We start from the raw sequence: 19641 nt of genomic DNA on the forward strand, positions 1-19641 counted from the left end.
TCTTATGAATTAGGAAAAATTTATGAGATTGAAAATTTCTATAAAGATCTATTGATAGTCTTTGATCACGCCTTTTACCACAGCGATCACATTCGGCATGGCTTTATTGGCGGCATTCAGAACTTCTTCGTGAGAAACGGCAAAGGCAATATCCGGTCCGCCAAGGTCTGTAATTACGGAAATGCAGAAAACATCCATTCCCATATGTCTGGCAACAATTACTTCCGGAACAGTGCTCATTCCTACCATATCACCACCGATGGCTTTGATCATGCCATATTCTGCAGGAGTTTCAAAAGTTGGTCCCTGTAGTGCTACGTATACTCCCTGGTGGATTTTAATATTGTTTTCGGCGGCAGCTTTTTCGGCAGCTTCAATCATTTTTTTGTTATAAGGTTCGCTCATATCCACGAAACGCGGTCCGAACGATTCAATATTTTTACCACGAAGCGGATGTTCAGGCATCATATTGATATGGTCTTTTAAAATAACGATATCGGCAACTTTGTAAGCGGGATTTACACCACCACAGGCATTGGAAAGAATGAGGTTTTTAACACCTAACAGATGGAAAACCCTTATCGGGAAAGTTACTGTTTCCATGGAGTGGCCTTCATAATAATGAAAACGGCCGCTCATCATCAGAACCTTTTTGCCATTAAGAATTCCGTAAATTAATTTTCCTCCGTGCCCAACTACAGTGGTCTGAGGAAAATTGGGAATCTCAGGATATTCCAAAATATGGAGGGCTTCCACTTCATCCTGCAGTTTTCCCAGTCCGGATCCCAAAACAATAGCAAAATCGGGGATTTCTTTGATTGTACTTTTGATAAAATCGGCGGTCTGCTTAATTTTTTCTAACATAATCTAAGATGATTTGGTTGAATTCTTCCTTTTTATCAATGATAACATTAATAGGCCAGTAGTAAACAATGTCTCTAAGATAGTCAAAAGTTTTCAGACGTACATAATCTTTCTCCGTGGTCAGGATCAGCTTGTATTCGCCTAATTTTTTATATTCTGCAGTGATATTTTTGATGTCGTCATCCGTAAAATTATGATGGTCTCTGAATTTTAAATGTTTAACCCGCTGCGAAAATTTAGCCAGATGCTCCAGAAGCGGCTTGGGGTTAGCAATTCCTGTAATCAGAAGGATGTCATAATAGTTCAGGTTATTGTCCGGAAGCATTTTATCTTTTCCGTACACATTTTCGTCATAACCAATGGATGAAAAGAATACCTTTTGGTTATAAGAAGGTCTGATCCTTGAAATATAATAGCGTTTGGTTTCTTCAGTAAGTTCATCAGGACATTTGCTGACCATGATGATGTCTGCTCTTTTGGCTCCGTTTCTGGATTCTCTTAAATCTCCGGCCGGAAGCAGATGGTCTTTAAAGTAAGGATCGTTAAAATCTGTCATCAGGATATTGAATCCTGCTTTGATGGCTCTATGCTGCATGGCATCGTCCAGAACAAGAACGTCGAGATCCATATCTCCAATTACCTTTTTGGCTCCGGGAACTCGTTCTTCTGAAACAGCAATGACGAATCGGTTTTTGAAACGTTCAAAAAGCTGCATGGCTTCATCACCTACAATTTTATAGTTGCTTTCATAATTCGTCACTTCATAACCTTTCGTCAGTCTGCCATAACCGCGTGAAAGAACCCCTGTTCTGTAGTGTTTGGACAGGTATTGGGCAAGATACATCACCATAGGCGATTTTCCGCTTCCGCCCACAGAAAGATTACCGACATTGATTATCGGAGTTTTGAATTTTGTCGCCTTAAAAACGCCCAGATCATACATTGTGTTTCGGATACCCGTTACCAAATGATAACCGAGGGAAAAAGGATAAAGGTACCATCTTTTCATACGTCTGCAAAAATAGGAATTTTCATAAGGATTTTAAGTAATATTCTCAAAGACTTTTCAACAAATATTTCATTAAATTAAAGTATTTTTGTTGAGTTATTATACTACATTGAGATACTTTATTGAATTTTCTTACAACGGAAAAAATTATTTCGGTTATCAGATACAACCGGATGCCGTTTCTGTACAGGAGGAACTGGAAAAAGCACTTTCCACGATATTAAGAGAAGAAGTCAAAACGACGGGTGCCGGAAGGACAGATACAGGTGTTCATGCTAAAAAAATATTTGCCCATTTTGATACGGAACAACCTGTGGATGAAATGAATCTTCCTTATAAATTAAACAGTTTCTTACCTCCCGATATTTCTATAAAGCGGATTTTTAAGGTTAAAGATGATTTTCATGCCCGTTTTGATGCTACGTACAGAACCTACGAATATTATATTTCCCTGGCGAAAAATCCTTTTACCCAGGAATCGGCATGGCAGCACTGGAAAAGGCAGCTTGATATCCATAAAATGAATGAAGCCTGTAAAATTTTATTTGAATATGAGGATTTTACAAGCTTTGCCAAATTAAAAACCGATAATAAAACCAATATCTGCAAAATCTATAAGGCAGAATGGGAACAGGAAGGAACTGAACTTAAGTTTACGGTTTCAGCTAATCGTTTTCTCAGAAATATGGTCCGTGCCATTGTGGGAACTATGGTAGAAATTGGAAGTGGTAAAATAAAACCCGAAGACCTGCGTAAAATTATTGAAGATAAAAACCGTAATGCTGCCGGAACTTCAGCTCCGGGCCATGGATTATTCCTTGTAGATGTAGGATACGAATTTTAATCCAGTGACAAAATTTCAGTGATTTTACGGATGTTCTTTTGTTTTACAGTATTGAAAAAAAAGTTATTTTAGCAATCAGTAACTATTCTGTGGAAATTATTGCATTATTTTCATAAAATAGGGTATTCTGAATGTTAAATATATAAAACACAAATTATGTTATCAATTTTTATTCTTATCGGAGCTTACAGGTATTATGCACAGCTTGCTGAAAAGTTCGGGAAAACAAAATGGCATTATGGCCTTTTAGCCATTGGAGTGTATTTTGGAACCCAGCTGCTCTTTGGTTTTTCTTATGGGGTTTATAAAGGACTTACAGACCCTGACGCTGTAGATAATATGAACTATACAGGTTTCTCCCTGATCAATATGATTAGCTGGATCATTTCAATTGCAGTCGTATATGGGGTTTATCAGCTTCTCGAAAGGAAATTTGTGAAAGAGCATGTGAATAAACCTTCTCTGGAAATTGAAAAGATTGGGGATAAGAATTTATAATGGGTTTATTAAAGTATTTCAGAAGTACTTAAGATAAGATCCGGCTTAATATATTTATATTGTAAATAACCTTTATCTGAAATTTTCTATGACGATTTGATCAACTTCTAAAGGCTGTCAAATTTTAAAGTCTTATTTTTGCATAGAATTTTAAATTCTTTCTTCAACTCGTACAATGAAAAAACAAGATACCTGGGGAATTGTTAAGAGGCTGTTCTTTATAGGAATGAAATTCCGGTCCTGGTTCATCCTTACTTTAATTATTTCTGTATTACTGTCCGTAGTTTCTACCTACAGACCTTATCTTACCATGGAGGTGGTCGATAATGATATCACTAAACTGAAGGATAATGCCTTGATGATGAAGCATATCTATATTCTGGTAGGTTTGGTCTTTGCAGAAACTATTTTAAACTTTTTCTTAGTTTACTTTTCAAATTTTATTTCGCAGAATGTTATCCGTGATATTCGCGAAAGGCTTTATGCAAAGCTGATCTATTTCAGGACATCATTTTTTGATAAAACGCCTATCGGTCAGCTTGTAACCCGTGCTGTAGGTGATGTAGAGACTATTGCTACAGTGTATACGGACGGTTTTCTTATGGTTTTCGGGGATATTCTCAGAATTGCATTTGTCCTGATCATGATGTTCAATACCAATGTGCATCTGAGCTATATCACATTGGCAATCCTGCCTTTAATGGTTATGATTACCAGATTTTTCCAGAAAAGACTGAAAAAAGCATTTGGGGATGAAAGAACGTGGACGGCCAATCAGAATTCTTTTGTTCAGGAAAGACTGGCTGGAATGTCAATTATTCAGGTCTTCAACAGACAGGATGCAGAATTTAAAAAATTCGATGATATTAATATTACCCTGAAAAGTGCCTTACTGAGAACAGTATTCATCTTCTCATTATTTTTTCCGGTTGTAGAGCTTATATCTTCTTTATTTATCGGATTTATCCTGTTTTATGGTGGTTATATCACAATCAGTGCAGGAGTTGTTATTGCATTTATCCAGTATATTTCCATGCTGATCCGCCCGTTGAGGCAGATTGCAGACCGTTTCAATAATATCCAAAGAGGTATTGTAGGGGCAGAAAGGGTATTGGGTGTCATGGATGAAGATTATGCCATGCCGAATACAGGAACCGTAAAGAAGGATCATTTTGACGGCAAAATTGAATTTGAGAATGTACATTTTGCTTATGATGAGAAACAGGAAGTATTGAAAGGAATTGATTTTAAAGTAAATCCGGGAGAGACCGTTGCTATTGTAGGGGCGACCGGTGCTGGAAAATCTACCATTATCAGTCTTATCACAAGGCTTTATGATATTAATTCCGGGAAGATTATAATTGATGATGTGGATGTAAAAGACTATGAGCTTTATAACTTGAGAAGTCATATCGGAGTTGTTCTTCAGGATGTATTTCTTTTTCACGGGAGCATTTTCGAAAACCTTGCGTTTGGAGATGAAAGCATTACTTTAGAAAAAATAAAAGCCGGAGCAAAAGAAATTGAAGTAGATCAGTTTATCGAGCAGCTTCCTGGCGGATATGATTTTGTGGTAAGTGAAAGAGGTTCTTCTATTTCCTTAGGTCAGAGGCAGCTCTTATCCTTCCTGAGGGCTTATTTATCAGACCCTAAAATCCTTATTCTGGATGAAGCCACTTCTTCCATAGACCATGAAAGTGAAAAGCTGATCCAGAGAGCAACAGAAAAAATTACCAGGAACAGAACTTCTATCATTATTGCCCACAGGCTTTCTACCATTGAAAAGGCCGACAAAATTATTGTCATGGAGCATGGTAAAATTGTAGAAGAAGGAAAGCATCTGGAACTTCTTGACCGTAACGGATATTACTCAACACTTTACAAAGCCCAATTGAGACATGAAGTAGAACTGGAAGAAGAAAAGCAAAAATCATAGATTAACCTTATTTTATAAAACTTAAAAAGAGAGCTCTGGGCTCTCTTTTTTATATTTGAAATGTGTCTTTAAAATTTTAATTTCTTATTGATTACTTTCCCGTTTTCCAAAACTGTTGTTACCGTGATGACGGTATTTTTTACATTGACAGGAAATCTGAATTCAGAGGATTTTATGTCTGTTCTGCTGGTCAAAAGTCTTCCGGAAGCATCATAGATATGAACGGTGGAAATTTTAAGATCACTTTTTACCTGTACAAAACCCTCATCCTTGATAATTTGTGTCATGCTTGATTTGTTTACACTTTCAGCAGCCAATAAATTCTGAGGTGTAATGATCACGGAATAATCCTCTACCTGCCCATATTTTGGAGTGTAGCAGGCCGTAACGGCTGTTCCGTTAAATTCACCGATAATTCTCATTCTTAATGGCGTATTAGTGACCGCACCTGCAGGAGGAATTACTGATGCAGTGGCAACAGAACCGCTGCTTATTGCACTTTGATTAAGCACAAGTTCTGTGGTCTCATTAAATTGTCCGTCATTATTGTAATCTATATAAGCTTTAATAATATGCGGATTACTGGTTCCCGGTGTAACCGTAAGTACCGTTGCGGTATTCGACGGAATTGTAGTTTTTGAAATCCCAGAGCAGTAATTTCCAGTAAAGTTTTCATAGAAATTATTGGAAGCCTGTTTGTAGTTGGCAGAGTAGTTATTGATGTTTCCGAATTTTACAGAAGTAACTCCGATATTAAAGTTTCCGGGATTCGTCATAGAGGTTGGAGTGCATGCTGTGGTTAAAACAGAACTGTTGTTAGGTGTAGTTGAAGAGGCTACCGGAGAATTGATCAGCGATTGTCTGTACTGCAGAAGCTGTGCAGTAGCCCTATCAGACTGTCCCTGGGTAAATAAATTCCTGAAACAGAATGTGTAAGCCATAACATTTCTTTCACCGCCCGCATATATCTGGCTGGTACACGGATTAATCTGTCCTGTCTGGCAGGTATAAGGAACAGACGAATGATAAAGGCTTTTCATGGGTTCAGTATCACATACCAGGTCTCCCTGAAGAGTACAGTCTGTATTCGTAGGGCAGGCTCCGGTAGATTCACTGTAACCTTCATGTGTGTGGCGAAGGCCAAGCGCGTGTCCAAATTCATGGGCCAACGTCTGTGCATTCACTGCCGAGGCACTTGTAGACATAAAAGAATAATCATTGCTGCCTCCGGGATAATAGGCAAATCCGTTCAAAGTCCCTGCATTGGATGCCAGTTTCTTAACAACGTATATATTGTAATATTTACTGGTATCCCACATTCCCAGAGCAGTAATCTCAGAAGCGGTTACAGCATTCGTTGTATTATCATTATTTACCCCTCCGCTCACATACTTTGGAAGATGAGACGCATTGATTCTATTGATCCCGTTGGTAGGATTACAGCTTGGATTGACCTTGGCAAAAACAAATTTTACAGGCAATATAGCACTGGTACCTGACATTCCGCTGGTTGTACTTCCGGAAAATACTCCGTTCGTATAATTCACCCATGCTATAATATCAGCATCAGATTTGTTATTGGCTGTCCCAACGGCACTTCCGTCACCTACCACATGAACAACAACAGGGATTTCATAGACCTGGTTTTTGTTTAATGTGCTGGATAATTTTCCGCTTTTGATCAGCTTGGATAATTCCAGGTTAAAAGCATCATCCTGAGCTTTCTCTTCCGGATGTCTTTCATAATGTTTTCGCATCAATTCATCAGTCCCGCATTCCTGGAATTCTAACTTCTGTGAATAAAAATTTGAACAGGCTAAGCCCGAAACAATGATTAATAGTAGTTTTTTCATATATTATATTATTAAATTGTGGCGTAATAAAAATAATAAAATAAATAACAAAAAACTATATTTTCTATTATATTTGGCTAAATATTGTTAATTCTCATTGAGGAAAACAGTAAAATAGAATAATTAATATAAATATAAAAATAGATCAGGCTTACAAGTACGTCTGTTTATAATAAAATTTTAAAAGAGAAATCATTTTACTGAATGACTCTTTAAAATCAACATCCTAAGTTTTTTTAAAACTGCAGAAAACAAAATTCTGTACTGTACCAAAAGGTGTTATATGATTTTCTGTAAGGCATTTTATTTTTTCAAAATCTGCTTCAAACTTTGCAGGCAACGATTCGGAATCGTATTGCTGAATATCCAGTCCGCTGCATTTTGCAGGACCTTCTTTCGAAAAAGTCCCTAAAATTATAAACCCGGTTACACATTTACCTGCTGTTTTAATATATTGGGAAACCTGCTGTGGAGTCGTTAAAAAATGGAAAGCAGCCCTGTCATGCCAGATATCATAAGTTTCCCGGGGCTCAAATGCTGTAATGTCTGAAGTGATCCAGGTTATTTTATCACCTTTTTCTCCTAACCTTTTTCTGGCCCTTTCCAGAGCTTTTGCGGAAATATCAAGGACGGTAATATTTTCATAGCCTTCCTCGAGAAGATAATCAACAAGATTACTGTCTCCACCTCCTATATCAATGATGCTGGCGTTTTTTCCCAAACCGAAAGAATGAATAAAATCAAGGGATGTTTGTGGTTTTTTCTGGGTCCAGCTTACCTGATCCGGGTTTTTAGTCGCATATACGTTTTCCCAGTGTTCCTTGTTGATATCATTCATTTTAATATGTTTTTTGATCGTTACCCTTTTAGTAGCTTCTTTCTTTCCTCGAATTTATAAATTAATCCATTAACTTTTGTCTCGTTTGCTTGTGATTTTGAATTTGGAGTAAAACCGTACACGTATATATCAGTCAAATGACAAATTGGTAATTTTTCCTGAATTGATAGGCTTTTCAAATGTGTTTTCTGGAAAATTTTAAAAAGCTGAAATTATTTCACAATCATGGAAAAATGTAAAATCCATATAAAATCATTAATTTAAGTAAAAAAGTAGAGGTTGACTGATGATTATATTGAAAAATTCACTATTTTTATTACAAATTTATAGCCTGCCCCAGATAATTGAAGGGTGTTAAGGATAAAATTAATTTTTAATTAAAAACCCAAAAATATAAATGAGCAATATACAAGATGAATTTAAAGTCTTTAAAGACGAGCTGAAAAAACTGAATATCGACGTACAGAAAGTAGTGAAGGTAGGAAACGGAAGTATGGATTTCCATGAGGTTTTTTATAAATCACCAAGATACCAGGAAGTGAAGAGTGTGTATGTCCAACGTCATAATCTGGACAGTATGGTGGAGAAATTTAAAAAGGCTTACCATTAAAATATAGATCGGGCGCCGCAGAGAATCTGCGGCGCCCGTTTTTTATGACTGATTATTAATCTTTATCCAATGTCGAGGTTTTTTTGGTGTCCTTCATTCCGGCGTAAACGATCAGCGAGAATAATATACATCCGGTAATATACCAGTAGAAATATTCTTCCGTTCCGGCTTTTTTAAACCACAGGGCTATATATTCTGCAGTCCCTCCAAAAATAGCTACCGTAAGGGCATAAGGAAGTCCCACTCCCAGAGCTCTGATCTCAGAAGGGAAAAGCTCTGCTTTTACAACGGCATTGATTGAAGTATAACCGCTGACAATGATTAGGGCGGCCATAATAAGGAAGAATGCAGTCCACATCGAGGTGGTTGTGCTTAAGGCTGTAAGAAGTGGAACTGTAAACAACGTACCCAGAATTCCAAAACCTAAAAGAAGCGGTCTTCTTCCGATCCTGTCCGATATTGCTCCGAAAACAGGCTGCAGGCAGGCAAATATAAATAATGACATAAAAGAAATAAGGGTAGACTGCTCTTTGGTAAGATGTACCGTATTCACCAAAAATTTCTGCATATAAGTGGTATAGGTGTAAAAAGCCAGGGTTCCGCCTAAAGTAAGTCCTATAACGGTAAGCAAAGCTTTGGGATGTTTGAGCAGCTCGGTAACTGTTCCTTTTTTCTTTTCACTGATTTCTTTCTTGTTTTCAAATGCTTCAGTTTCATGAAGATTAGCTCTTAAATATAAAGCAATAACAGAAAGTAAGGCTCCGATTACGAATGGAATTCTCCAGCCCCATTCTTCAAGTTGGGTCTCCGTTAGAAGAAGTTTCTGAAGAATCAACTGAATGCCTAATGCAATCAGCTGTCCGCCTATAAGCGTTACATACTGAAAGCTTGAATAAAAGCCTCTCCGGTTTTCTGATGCCATTTCACTGAGGTAGGTTGCAGAAACACCATATTCTCCGCCAACGCTTAATCCCTGCAGTAATCTTGCAAGCAGCAACAGTGCAGGTGCCAGAATCCCAATCGTTTTATAGGTTGGGGTAAGGGCAATAAGAAGCGATCCGAAAGACATCAACAAGACAGAAAAGGTCATCGCTTTTTTTCTTCCAATCTTATCGGCAATACTTCCGAATATCCAGCCTCCGATCGGTCTCATTAAAAATCCTACGGCAAAGATTCCCGCTGTATTCATTAATTGTGCATTAAGATCCGAATCCGGAAAAAATGAATGAGAAAAATAAATGGCAAAAGCAGCATAGGCATACCAGTCGTACCATTCGACAAGGTTTCCGATAGATCCGCCCACAATAGCTTTGATTCTTTGGGCAGTAGTTATGGATGATGAATTCATAGATGTATTTGTAGATAATAAAGAAGTATAAAGAAAAGCAAGATACAAATTTTGCAAAAAAAAATAAACCGCTCTTTTAAGAACGGTTTAATAACGTAAATATCATTTTTAAAACCTATATCCAATCGATAATCCACTTCTGAAGCCTGCCCACGGTCCGTCCACTTTTATTTTTGCTCCATTGGCATTCGTTTCTACAGTATAATCTACAAAAGGGATATCAAGATTTTCAATTTCCTGTTTAAGCTGTGCCTGCATTTCAGGAGTCAGCACATAATTGCTGGTCATGGTGAAGTCACCTTTTCCGCTTCCATAATGGGCGCCTGCAATCCAGAAATCAAGAACCAGGTTTTGGCTTCTGGTAAGGAAGAACTGTACGCCAACCATCAGACCACCGCTGTTTCCGCTGGTGCTTCCCTGGCCTTTGAGAGGAATCTGGTAGGTATTTCCGTCGATAGCATCATAATCGTAATAGAAGTCAAAGCTATTGGACGAAACATCTGAATACCGGTAATAAGGTGCAAAGTAAAATCCTCTGCCATAGCCTTTCCCAATGTAAAATCTGGGTTCGATGGTGAAGTTGGTTGCCTTGACTCTTAGATTTTGGAACCTTTTTTCGTCCTCGTCTTTTAAAAATGCATTAATGAAAGGTACTTTTCCCTGCGTCATTGTTCCAAAACCTATATTGAGAGAGAACCACTGGTTGATGGCCCTTTCATAAGACAGGTTGATATTTCTGAATGCATAAGCTGTAACATTGGTCTTAATAATGTTCATTTTCTCCGTGGGAACAGCCTGTAGTTCCTGTGCGCCTACTTCTGAAAGCAGCAAAAAAGGGATTAAGATGAGGAGCTTTTTCATGACTTTATATTTTGTGGTGTAAAAAGGTAGCAGCAAAAAACGGGCAAAAAATCAATAATAATTCAATATGGTTTTGTTTTTAATTTTGAATGAGTGATTTAATTGTTATTCGTGCTGTTTATTTCCGTGGATGATGAAGGAGCAGGCAAGTCTTTGCAACTTAACCGGTTGTCTTTATTTCCTGCAGAAACTTGACTACATGTAACAAATGCTGGATATTGACTGTCTTATTTTCATCAATACAATTTTATTTCTGAATATGAAAAAAACGATATATTCTGTACTTTTTCTTTGTGGGATTTTAGTGTTCTCGCAGGAGAGCACGAAAAATGATACGATAGAACAGTCGGGTACAAAGGAAATCCAGGAAGTGATCTTAAAGGCTCAACGTAAAAAACAGTTTGCAGATAAATCCGTTTATACCTTTGATAAAGAAGCTCTGGAGAAAGCAAGGTATGCAAAAGACTTACTTCAGACACTGCCTGAGCTGCAGCTGGATCCCGTTTCCAATACCATCACAAGTACGAAAGGAGGAACTACACTATTTCTTATCAACGGGATTGAAGCTACAGATATGCAGATACGAAGTGTTGCACCCAGTGAGGTTGTGAAAGTTGAGTATTATGATATTCCGCCGGCAAGATGGGCAACAAGGGCAGATACTGTAGTTAATATTCTGACGAGATCCACAGAAACAGGATATGTGTTCGGGGCTGATGTTTCTACAGCTTTGAATACAGGATTTGTGAATGGTTCTGCTTACGCTAATTATACAAAAGGGAAAAATAATTTCGGACTTGAATATTCTCTAAACCTCAGAGATTATGATGACAGAAGAGTAAACAGCATCTATGATTACCAGCTGAATGGGAAGCATTACCGTTCTGATGAAAACAGGAAAGATCATTTTGGATATACTTTCCAGAATGTTGCTTTACGTTATACAAGACTTGTTCCCGATAATTATGCCTTTCAGGTCAAACTGAATATGGATATTTTCAGCAGATTTTCAAAAGGAGTAGGGCAAAGTATCTTTAGTGAAGATCATCTGAAGGAAGAACATGCGATGTTTAAAAATAATGGTTCGGATTATATGATTCCTAAGCTGGATCTTTATTACTCCAAAAAGATTGGTGAAAAAGATGAACTAAGCATTAATGTAGTAGGTTCTCATTATACTACCCATACTTCAGAAACTGCCAGGGAATGGATTGTAGGCTCAGGACTTTCGGTATATGATAATGATATGGTTTTAAAGGCAAAGCAAACGAGCCTGGTAGGAGAGCTTGCCCATACTCATGATTTTAAAGCAGGAAAACTATCATCCGGATATCGTATTTCAAGGTCTTCTATTTCCAATGATCTGAATAACCTTGCCGGATATTCTCAATACAGTGTCAATTATCTGGAACAGTATTTTTATACCGAATTTGCTGGAAAGGTAAATCAATTCAGTTACCGCATCGGAGCTGGTCTTACAAATATTCACAACAAAAGTGCAGAGAATACTTTTGATGAATGGACTTTTACTCCGAAGGTTATTTTAGCCTATCAACTTAAAAATAATCACAACCTTCGTTTTACAGCAAGCTATAACCCGGTAAGCCCATGGAGTAATGCCTTGAGTAGTAACGTGCTGCAGTTGGCGCCTAATATTGTCCAAAGAGGAAATCCCTTTTTAGAATCTCAGCAGGTATTTTCTAACAACCTGACTTATTCTTTTAATAACAAATATTTTGATTTTAATGCAGGTTTGTTTTACCGATATACCAACAGGGTAATCAATCAATACTATGTTCAGGATGATGTATTGGGAGGTTATGCACTGACTTATGAAAACGGGAAAAACGGACAACGTTACGGAGTACAACTTACAGGATCTTATAAACCTTTCGGAAATAGCCTGTTTGTAATAAAAGCTGTGATTACACCTACTTCTGAAACAGTAAAAACCAGTACCGGCGCTTTGATTAAGAATGATTATTTAGGAAATTATTTTTCGCTTTCCTCAGAATATAAATCTTTCTCACTTCAGTATCAGTTCAATATTCCGGTGTATAGTCTTAGTGGTGCTTTCATGAACACGAACGAAAATCAGAATAATGTTTTTGTAAGCTATAAATACAAGAACTGGACGTTTTCCACGGGCATGTACTGGATAGGAATGCCTTCAGAGTACAAAACAAAAAGTTTACCGGAAAGCTTAGTTGATTATAAAGTTCATACTCAGATTATGAATAATAAGTCAATGTTTGTATTAGGACTGAGTTATGATTTCTCCAAAGGAAAAAAGACAGAAATTCAGCGAAAGCTTAACAACGAAACAGCTCCTGCAGCTACTTTTTAATCATAAAATAGGATGGAAGCAGGGAGCTGGAAGATGGGAGCTTACGCTGTGTAAACTATTACACCAGATTTTTGGCTAAAAAATAGAATAAAATTGAACTGTATTTGTTCTTAGGCTGAAATAGCTTCCATCCTCCAACATCCAGCTTCTTTCTAAAAAAAATCCCGCTCAATTGAGCGGGGATTTTTTATTATTTCTTGATAAATTTTGTATTCTTTGTATCTGTAGCATTTTTTCCACTGATCTCTATGAAATAAGACGCTGGTGGAAGATCTGAGATTTGAATATTTCCGGATTTTACATCTGATGTTTTAACCAGTTTCCCATCCAGACTGTAAATATTTGCTTTGGAGTAATTATCCGTATTTCCTTTGAAACCGATAAAGTCCTGTGCAGGGTTAGGATAAACCACTAAGTTTTCTTTTTTCACTGTATTGCTGGTTGCCAGAAATGCTTCGTTTAAAGCTAATGCAGTGCCTACTGTCTGGTTGATACTCAACAATGGAACACTGACATTTCCGCTTGTAGAACTTAGCAGAGCATATCTGTGAGAAGCATCGTAATAAGCATAGGATGTATTGGTAGCTGTTCCGATAGGGTTGGCATAAATAACATCAAAAGATGCATATAGATTAAGGTTCTGTGTATATTTTACTCTAAGAACATTACTGTATGTTTGATTGCCTATAATCAGAGTTCCGTATGCATCAGCCTGGGCAGTCATTGTACCACTGAATAATCCGTTGGCAGCAGATGACGAGAAAGTCCCTTTAGCCGTATCATTTTGTGCCGGTCCATAAGTGGTAGGATAATTATTATAAGTACCATTATCTACACTGAAATTTAAGGTAAGCTGTGGATTTACAATTCCTGTAATTTCCAGTTTAGTTGTAGAAGCTTTATAATAAATGGTTGTTGCTCCGTCTATCATTTTAATGGTAGAACCCGGAAATGTTGTTATTTCAGCAGAAGTAGGAGTAGAATAAGTCGTTACTGACGAAATTCCCATTGTAAGACCTCCGTTTGAAAACACAGTGTTAGCTCCTGTTGCGGAGTTGTTTACGGCTCCGGTTACATGATTGTAATTGATAACGTTTCCGGAAATAGGGTCATTGGCTGCTTTTGTAAGCGTGATCTGCGCAGAAAACATTGCAGAAGCTCCTAATAAGAGGAGTAAAGATTTTTTCATGGTTAAGATTTTTTTTTGTTAAAAATAATCAAAAAATAGTATTGAAATGATAATTTTATTTGTTTTTAGTTAACTTTTTAATAAAAACGCCTGCTGATAGCATCAGCAGGCGACTTTGTGCGTTAAAAATGTTTACGTTTAATTGCTCATTACCATTTTACGGTAAGCATAAATGTCTTCGATGGTCACGACGCTCATCTCTTTTTCGATAGCAAAGTTCACAATTTCAGGAAGTCTTGCCATAGAACCGTCTTCATTCGTCAGTTCACAAAGTACGGCATCGTCACCCAGATTGGCCATTTTTACAAGATCTACACTGCCTTCGGTATGACCGCGTCTTGCAAATACACCATCTTTTCTGGCAATCAGAGGGAAAACATGACCGGGACTTGCAATATGCTCTGCCTGGGCATCTGCTGCCACAGCAGTTCTGATCGTTGTTACACGATCTCTTGCAGAAACACCGGATTCCACACCTTCTCTGGCTTCAATGGAAATGGTAAATGCGGTTTGATTTTTTGAATTGTTATTTTCCACCATCGGACGAAGGTTGAGGTGGCGGCTTTTTTCCTCAGAAATGCATAAGCAGACGATACCGCTGCATTCGCGGATCAGAAGTGCCATATCCTGTTCTGTAATAGTGGAGGCGGGAAAGATGATATCCCCTTCGTTTTCACGGTTTTCATCATCTACCAAAAGAATACCTTTTCCCTTTTGTAGTGTTTGAAGTGCCTTTTCTACACGTTCTTTGGAGCTTGCTCCGAATTGTTCTAATAATTTTTCCATGTTATTTTACTTTTAAAAGTTAAAATAGTCTTCGGTACATGGAAATGAAATACAACGCAACAAGAGTCCATAAGGAATCTTATTGGTCATCTCATTTTCTTCTCCCATCCAGACTTTAACTGTCGGTTCCGGAATTTCACCAGATCAGTCCCTTCATAAGAAAGGAGTCGCGGACTGTAACCGCCGGTAGGGAATTTCACCCTGCCCCGAAGAAAACTTATACTAAGTTTTACTGTATGTTCTGATTTAAAATTTTTATTTCATTGATTATATTTAACGCACAGATTACAAATTTCGGAAAGTTTTTTGAATCCGGAAAGGGATTTTGCTCGTATTTGTTACATTAAAAACTAATTTCCATTACATCTCACAAATCATGATTCCCTTAATATTTTCTCCATCTTCTTTCCCTTTGCCAGCTCATCAATCAGTTTATCCAGATAACGGATATTTCGCATCAGCTCATCTTCAATGTCTTCCACGCGGTATCCACAAATAACCCCTTTGATCAGTGAAACATTGGGATTGATCTGTGGGGCCTCTGCAAAGAATGTTTTAAAATCTGTTCTGTTCTCTAAAATCTCCTGTAAGCTTTTTTCATCATATCCTGTAAGCCAAAATATAATTTCATGAACTTCGGATTTTGTACGTCCTTTCTTTTCTGCTTTTTGAATATAATGAGGATAAACGCTGGCAAAAGCGGTAGTATAAATTCTGGTGTTCTGCATGACTTTTTAATTAATATTCACTTAGTACTATTGACGTTCCTCATTGACTTCTTTCAGAATATCATCAAGAATACGGTTAAATTCTTTTGGATTTTCCAGCATAGGATAGTGGCCTATCCCAGCTATTTCAGTATAATTATAATCTTTCAAATACTTCCGGTTATGCTCTATGTTGGTCGGGAAGTTATCGGAATTGATAGCCCTTACCGGAACCTGAACTTGTGACGCCTCTTCTCTGAAATCTTTCTTGTACAAAGGTCTGAGCAGATCAATAGCTTTTTCTGAAGTATTTTGAAGAAACTCATCCTGAAGACTACGTTTCACTTCGGATGGCGTTTTTTCCGCAAAAAGATATTGAGGAAGAATATTTTCAACGGCATTTTTAAAATCATTGCGGTAATGCACGAATAAATACTCTTCAGCCTTTTCTTCTGTGATCGCTTCGTCAAGATCTTTTACGGTGTCGATCAGGATAAGTGCTTTTACCTGGGGAATTTTTAAAGAAGCTTCAAGGACATAGGCTCCTGACATAGAATGTCCTACCAGGATGATTTCTGAAGAATCTATCTGGTCAGCTACCGCTTTGATATCATCTGCATACAATGTACTCGTCCATTCGTTTCTGGAAGCATCAGATTTTCCGTGCCCGGCAAGATCCATCTGTACGATATGATATCTGTCCTTGAAATACTCCTGCTGGCTGTTCCACCATTCTGCATTGCCGAGCCACCCATGTACAAATAGGAGAGAGGGGCTTCCCTGTCCGCTTTCTTTATAATGAATATTTTGTCCGTCCGAAGACTGTGCATATTTTTCCATGATTAATATATTTTCTGAGGTTTAATTTATTGGTTTTTTGGCTCGTAGATAAGCTGTATCACTCCTGACCTGAAAACGTTTGTAGTGATCAGTTTCAGCTCCAGCCTTTCTTTCAGGTTTTCAAACAAAGGTTTTCCGCTTCCCAGAGCAACGGGGTGAACGGAAATTCTGTATACATCAATAAGATCTGAATTAATAAAGGTGTTGATAAGACCCGCTCCGCCATACAGCCAGATATCTTTTCCATCCTGTTGCTTAATTTCAGCTACTTTTTCGGCAATATCGGAGCTGATAAAAATGGCTCCCGGATCTTTTCTGTCCTGTCTTGAAAAAACATACTTATTTTTAGAATGTATAGATCTCCAAAACTCTTTTTCTTCAGGATCAGCAGTTTCTTCCGGCTGATAGGTTCCCCAGGAATCATAACTTACCCGGCCATAAAAAATAGTATCGATACTGTTCAGAAATCCGTCAAAATTCATATCATCATCCATGATGCACCAATCTGTTTCGCCATTGGGACCTTCAATGAATCCATCTAAAGTGACAGCCAGGTCCAGAATTATTTTTCTCATATGATAGTATGGGTTTATCGTTGAATCCCTGTAAAAATAAAGAAAAACGTTCTGAAGACCGAACGTTTTACGTTATAAATGACAAAGAATATTAAGGCTGTAGTAATTTAAGATCTTCCAGCTTTTAACAGTTAAATTTACAACAGAACCTGCACTTATTTGCGTCTATTGTTTATTTGATGAGTTCTTTTGAATAATGATACACCGATTTATTATACCTCGGCAAATGTGCGGATAGTGATTCCAGAACTAAAGACAATGCTTCCTTATCATTATTGACCGAGGAAAGCGACAGCGCCAAAAATGCATTGACAGCATCATCCAGCTCATCGGAATAGTTTTCCTTTTCCTCTCTCAGTATTTCTATGCTTTCATGGAATTTTCCATTATTCCTTAAAGTACTTGCCAGCTGAATTCTTGCCCTTCTTCTCCGCAATCCTGCAAGACCCAATTTTAAAGCAGATCTGTAAAGGGGTTCTGCATGTTTTTCAAAGCCTGTAGAATCGTAGGCACACGCTCTTTCAAAATCTGCAATGGCAGGATGATCATCAGAGATCTTATCCGTATGCTGTATTATTTTTTTAATAAAATCAGCATTGGATATTTTTCCCAGCTGATTCCATATTGTTGTTAATTCTTCCTCCCAGAGTTCAGGATCTGTCATGTTTTAGTAGGTATTTTATAATTTAACAATTACAGATATTAGGTTATTTAGCTATGCTTCGGATGTTGCTTCTGAATTTTTATAGACATTCCAGAAGTTGTAATCTGTCATTGGAGCATCTGTTATTCCAACATTCCGTCCCATAGTAACGATCTGTCCCCGGTGATAAGTCCCGTGAATGATCACGTGCTGGATATATTCAAATTTTGAAAAGTCACACTGGAACCATTGGGATTCAATTTTTACGTTTTTTTCCAGGTCTTCTTCGGATAAGGTTTCCACGTAATCCATCAACTTTTGGGAGTTGTTTTTTATACCATTGAAAATCTCTTCTTTAGTCACTGCAGCTGAAATTTCAGCAAAATCAAAATCGCCGTTTTCGGCAATATAAGCCCACCAGTATTGCTGGGTCTGCCAGATGTGATGCAGGGTTGCTAAGATCGTCGGAAAACTTGAAATAACCTCCTGGTTAAGCTGCTCATCAGACTTTGTGGAAAGCCAGTCGATGTATTTATTGACTACCCAATTGTTGTACTGAACACTGTGCGTGATTAATGTTTTTAAATTCATGATGATTAATATTTTGTTTGGTGATTTAGTGTTATAAAAATAAGTAAAATATTAACCGGATTTTATGAGAACAGAAAATTCCTAAACGATCTTTCTTTATGTTTTAATATAAAGGTTCTCCATTTAAGTCCGTAGTCAGCACCTCACTCATATAATCAAAAAAAGGACGCATGGCCAGTAAGGTGAAAACCGCTTCTTTCTGAAAGCTGTCCGATAAAACTTCCTTATCTGTAAATTTCCTCATTACAACAAATTGTTTTTTCCTGATTAGATCTATGGCTGGGTGATTTTTATCAAAACCTCTCGGAGCTGTTTTTACAGCATCGCCTTTAATTTCTCCAAAGTATTGTTTGAAAACTTCATCAGAAGTGATCTTTTCAATTTCTGTGGTATTGAGCTCGAATTCTTTACGGATACGGAGCAGGTCTTTAGCCTCAGGTCCCCAGAAACCGCCACCTACAAAACTGTTACCGGGCTCCAGCTGAATATAATATCCTCCTCTCAGCATTGGCTTTGAACGGGAATAGCCAACCCCGAAATTGGTTTTATACGGAGTAGGGTCCTTGGAAAAGCGTACGTCCCGGTAAATCCTGAAAATATGAATTCCTTTTAAATTATCGTGTTCCTGAAGTTCAGTATAGACCTGATTAAAAAAAACTTTGTTTTCTTTTACCACTGAATCATATTCCGCTTTGTGCTGAGTAAACCATTCACGGTTGTTGTTTTTTTCTAAGTGTTTTAGGAATTCAAAGGTTTTTTTCATGGTGTCTTTCATACAGTTTTGTTTTTTCCAGTCCGTGATTATTGATTCTAATAGTTGGAGAATTTAATTGCCAATCTGGGAGATGATTATACATTTCATTGGTTAACTTTTTGATTCCGGGTGTAGACCTACTGAATTCATAACTATTTTTGTAGGTAATTACTTCCAGGCCTGTTTCTCTTTTATGTTTTGAAACTGGAATACTAAATGAATATACTGAAATAATTTCATCCCACTTTATAAGCTCTACCGGTTTTTTCTGTTTATTGTAAAATCCGTCATTTGTATATTGGAAATCACCATCATATTTCTCTAATTGATCGGCTTCTTTTTCAACAGAGTCATAATTTTCAGCCCTGGGAGAATATATTTTTGCCCCCGAAAAACAAATAGCAACAAAGCAGGTAAAAATAATAAGATAAGATATTCCTTCGCTGTCAAAAACAGGATAATTAAGAAAAATCAATACTAAAATGATACAGCTTATCGCAATTATTTTTTTCAAAATTCAACTTAATTATTATCGTTAAAATCAAAGT

At 37.4% G+C, this 19641-nt stretch carries 20 protein-coding genes and 1 riboswitch; of the genes, 5 read left to right on the forward strand and 15 right to left on the reverse strand.

All coding sequences use genetic code 11. From position 1 onward, the window contains the following. Positions 1–48: 48 nt before the first annotated feature. Together ACTJIV_RS15010 and lpxK are read right to left on the reverse strand one after the other, a co-directional pair. Positions 49–864, reverse strand: coding sequence for a purine-nucleoside phosphorylase (locus tag ACTJIV_RS15010; RefSeq protein WP_223560296.1), 816 nt, complete (start codon positions 862–864; stop codon positions 49–51). Then, a complete protein-coding gene (gene lpxK, locus ACTJIV_RS15015; protein ID WP_223560295.1) occupies positions 848–1873 on the reverse strand; it encodes a tetraacyldisaccharide 4'-kinase in 1026 nt (341 codons plus the stop codon). The genes ACTJIV_RS15010 and lpxK overlap by 17 nt, the downstream gene beginning before the upstream one ends. 88 nt (positions 1874–1961) lie before the next feature. Between lpxK and truA the strand changes: the two genes are divergently transcribed. The 3 genes from truA to ACTJIV_RS15030 all read left to right on the forward strand — a co-directional run bounded on the left by truA (position 1962) and on the right by ACTJIV_RS15030 (position 5151). Then, positions 1962–2717, forward strand: a complete 756-nt coding sequence (gene truA / locus ACTJIV_RS15020; RefSeq protein WP_223560294.1) for a tRNA pseudouridine(38-40) synthase TruA — start codon at positions 1962–1964, stop codon at positions 2715–2717. A gap of 156 nt (positions 2718–2873) precedes the next feature. Then, complete coding sequence (locus ACTJIV_RS15025; protein WP_111955309.1) at positions 2874–3215, forward strand: hypothetical protein; 342 nt, start codon at positions 2874–2876, stop codon at positions 3213–3215. A gap of 175 nt (positions 3216–3390) precedes the next feature. Further along, complete coding sequence (locus ACTJIV_RS15030) at positions 3391–5151, forward strand: ABC transporter ATP-binding protein (protein ID WP_336379024.1); 1761 nt, start codon at positions 3391–3393, stop codon at positions 5149–5151. Positions 5152–5219: 68 nt separating this feature from the next. Here the strand turns inward: ACTJIV_RS15030 and ACTJIV_RS15035 are convergent, their stop codons facing one another. Both ACTJIV_RS15035 and ACTJIV_RS15040 read right to left on the reverse strand, forming a co-directional pair. After that, the gene (locus ACTJIV_RS15035; RefSeq protein ID WP_440628404.1) at positions 5220–7004 is read right to left on the reverse strand and encodes a M43 family zinc metalloprotease; all 1785 of its coding nucleotides are present in this window, start codon (positions 7002–7004) and stop codon (positions 5220–5222) included. A gap of 226 nt (positions 7005–7230) precedes the next feature. Then, complete coding sequence (locus tag ACTJIV_RS15040) at positions 7231–7842, reverse strand: class I SAM-dependent methyltransferase (RefSeq protein ID WP_440628406.1); 612 nt, start codon at positions 7840–7842, stop codon at positions 7231–7233. A 397-nt stretch (positions 7843–8239) separates the two neighbouring features. On the opposite strand from ACTJIV_RS15040, the gene ACTJIV_RS15045 reads away from it, so the two are divergent. Next, complete coding sequence (locus ACTJIV_RS15045; RefSeq protein WP_034702111.1) at positions 8240–8452, forward strand: hypothetical protein; 213 nt, start codon at positions 8240–8242, stop codon at positions 8450–8452. A 55-nt stretch (positions 8453–8507) separates the two neighbouring features. Here ACTJIV_RS15045 and ACTJIV_RS15050 read toward each other — a convergent pair whose 3' ends face one another. Further along, positions 8508–9800 carry an MFS transporter gene (locus tag ACTJIV_RS15050; RefSeq protein WP_440628408.1) on the reverse strand — a complete coding sequence of 431 codons (1293 nt, stop codon included), beginning with the start codon at positions 9798–9800 and terminating at the stop codon, positions 8508–8510. A 108-nt stretch (positions 9801–9908) separates the two neighbouring features. Further along, positions 9909–10661: a DUF3575 domain-containing protein gene (locus ACTJIV_RS15055; RefSeq protein WP_440628410.1), complete on the reverse strand. Its 753-nt coding sequence runs from the start codon at positions 10659–10661 to the stop codon at positions 9909–9911. 259 nt (positions 10662–10920) lie between these two features. Between ACTJIV_RS15055 and ACTJIV_RS15060 the strand changes: the two genes are divergently transcribed. Beyond that, a complete protein-coding gene (locus ACTJIV_RS15060) occupies positions 10921–13008 on the forward strand; it encodes a TonB-dependent receptor domain-containing protein (protein ID WP_440628412.1) in 2088 nt (695 codons plus the stop codon). A gap of 190 nt (positions 13009–13198) precedes the next feature. Here ACTJIV_RS15060 and ACTJIV_RS15065 read toward each other — a convergent pair whose 3' ends face one another. The 9 genes from ACTJIV_RS15065 to ACTJIV_RS15105 all read right to left on the reverse strand — a co-directional run bounded on the left by ACTJIV_RS15065 (position 13199) and on the right by ACTJIV_RS15105 (position 19607). Then, complete coding sequence (locus tag ACTJIV_RS15065) at positions 13199–14197, reverse strand: T9SS type A sorting domain-containing protein (protein ID WP_111955299.1); 999 nt, start codon at positions 14195–14197, stop codon at positions 13199–13201. A 138-nt stretch (positions 14198–14335) separates the two neighbouring features. Then, on the reverse strand, positions 14336–14983 hold the full coding sequence (ribB, locus tag ACTJIV_RS15070) for a 3,4-dihydroxy-2-butanone-4-phosphate synthase (RefSeq protein ID WP_440628414.1): 648 nt from the start codon (positions 14981–14983) through the stop codon (positions 14336–14338). 92 nt (positions 14984–15075) lie between these two features. After that, a riboswitch (FMN riboswitch) is annotated at positions 15076–15201 on the reverse strand. A gap of 156 nt (positions 15202–15357) precedes the next feature. Next, positions 15358–15711: a DUF2200 domain-containing protein gene (locus tag ACTJIV_RS15075; RefSeq protein WP_223560286.1), complete on the reverse strand. Its 354-nt coding sequence runs from the start codon at positions 15709–15711 to the stop codon at positions 15358–15360. A 27-nt stretch (positions 15712–15738) separates the two neighbouring features. Then, complete coding sequence (locus tag ACTJIV_RS15080; protein WP_440628416.1) at positions 15739–16530, reverse strand: alpha/beta fold hydrolase; 792 nt, start codon at positions 16528–16530, stop codon at positions 15739–15741. Positions 16531–16556: 26 nt separating this feature from the next. Further along, the gene (locus ACTJIV_RS15085; RefSeq protein ID WP_440628418.1) at positions 16557–17105 is read right to left on the reverse strand and encodes a dihydrofolate reductase family protein; all 549 of its coding nucleotides are present in this window, start codon (positions 17103–17105) and stop codon (positions 16557–16559) included. A gap of 172 nt (positions 17106–17277) precedes the next feature. Next, positions 17278–17769, reverse strand: a complete 492-nt coding sequence (locus tag ACTJIV_RS15090) for a tetratricopeptide repeat protein (RefSeq protein ID WP_440628420.1) — start codon at positions 17767–17769, stop codon at positions 17278–17280. 51 nt (positions 17770–17820) lie between these two features. Then, complete coding sequence (locus tag ACTJIV_RS15095) at positions 17821–18339, reverse strand: DinB family protein (protein ID WP_440628422.1); 519 nt, start codon at positions 18337–18339, stop codon at positions 17821–17823. A gap of 103 nt (positions 18340–18442) precedes the next feature. Then, the gene (locus tag ACTJIV_RS15100; protein WP_440628424.1) at positions 18443–19102 is read right to left on the reverse strand and encodes a DUF2461 domain-containing protein; all 660 of its coding nucleotides are present in this window, start codon (positions 19100–19102) and stop codon (positions 18443–18445) included. Continuing rightward, positions 19086–19607, reverse strand: coding sequence for a hypothetical protein (locus ACTJIV_RS15105; protein ID WP_440628426.1), 522 nt, complete (start codon positions 19605–19607; stop codon positions 19086–19088). Before ACTJIV_RS15105 ends, ACTJIV_RS15100 begins: the two co-directional genes overlap by 17 nt. Positions 19608–19641: the final 34 nt, after the last annotated feature.

Origin of the sequence: Chryseobacterium sp. 22532, from assembly GCF_052044665.1 — a bacterium.
GTDB lineage: Bacteria > Bacteroidota > Bacteroidia > Flavobacteriales > Weeksellaceae > Chryseobacterium > Chryseobacterium lathyri.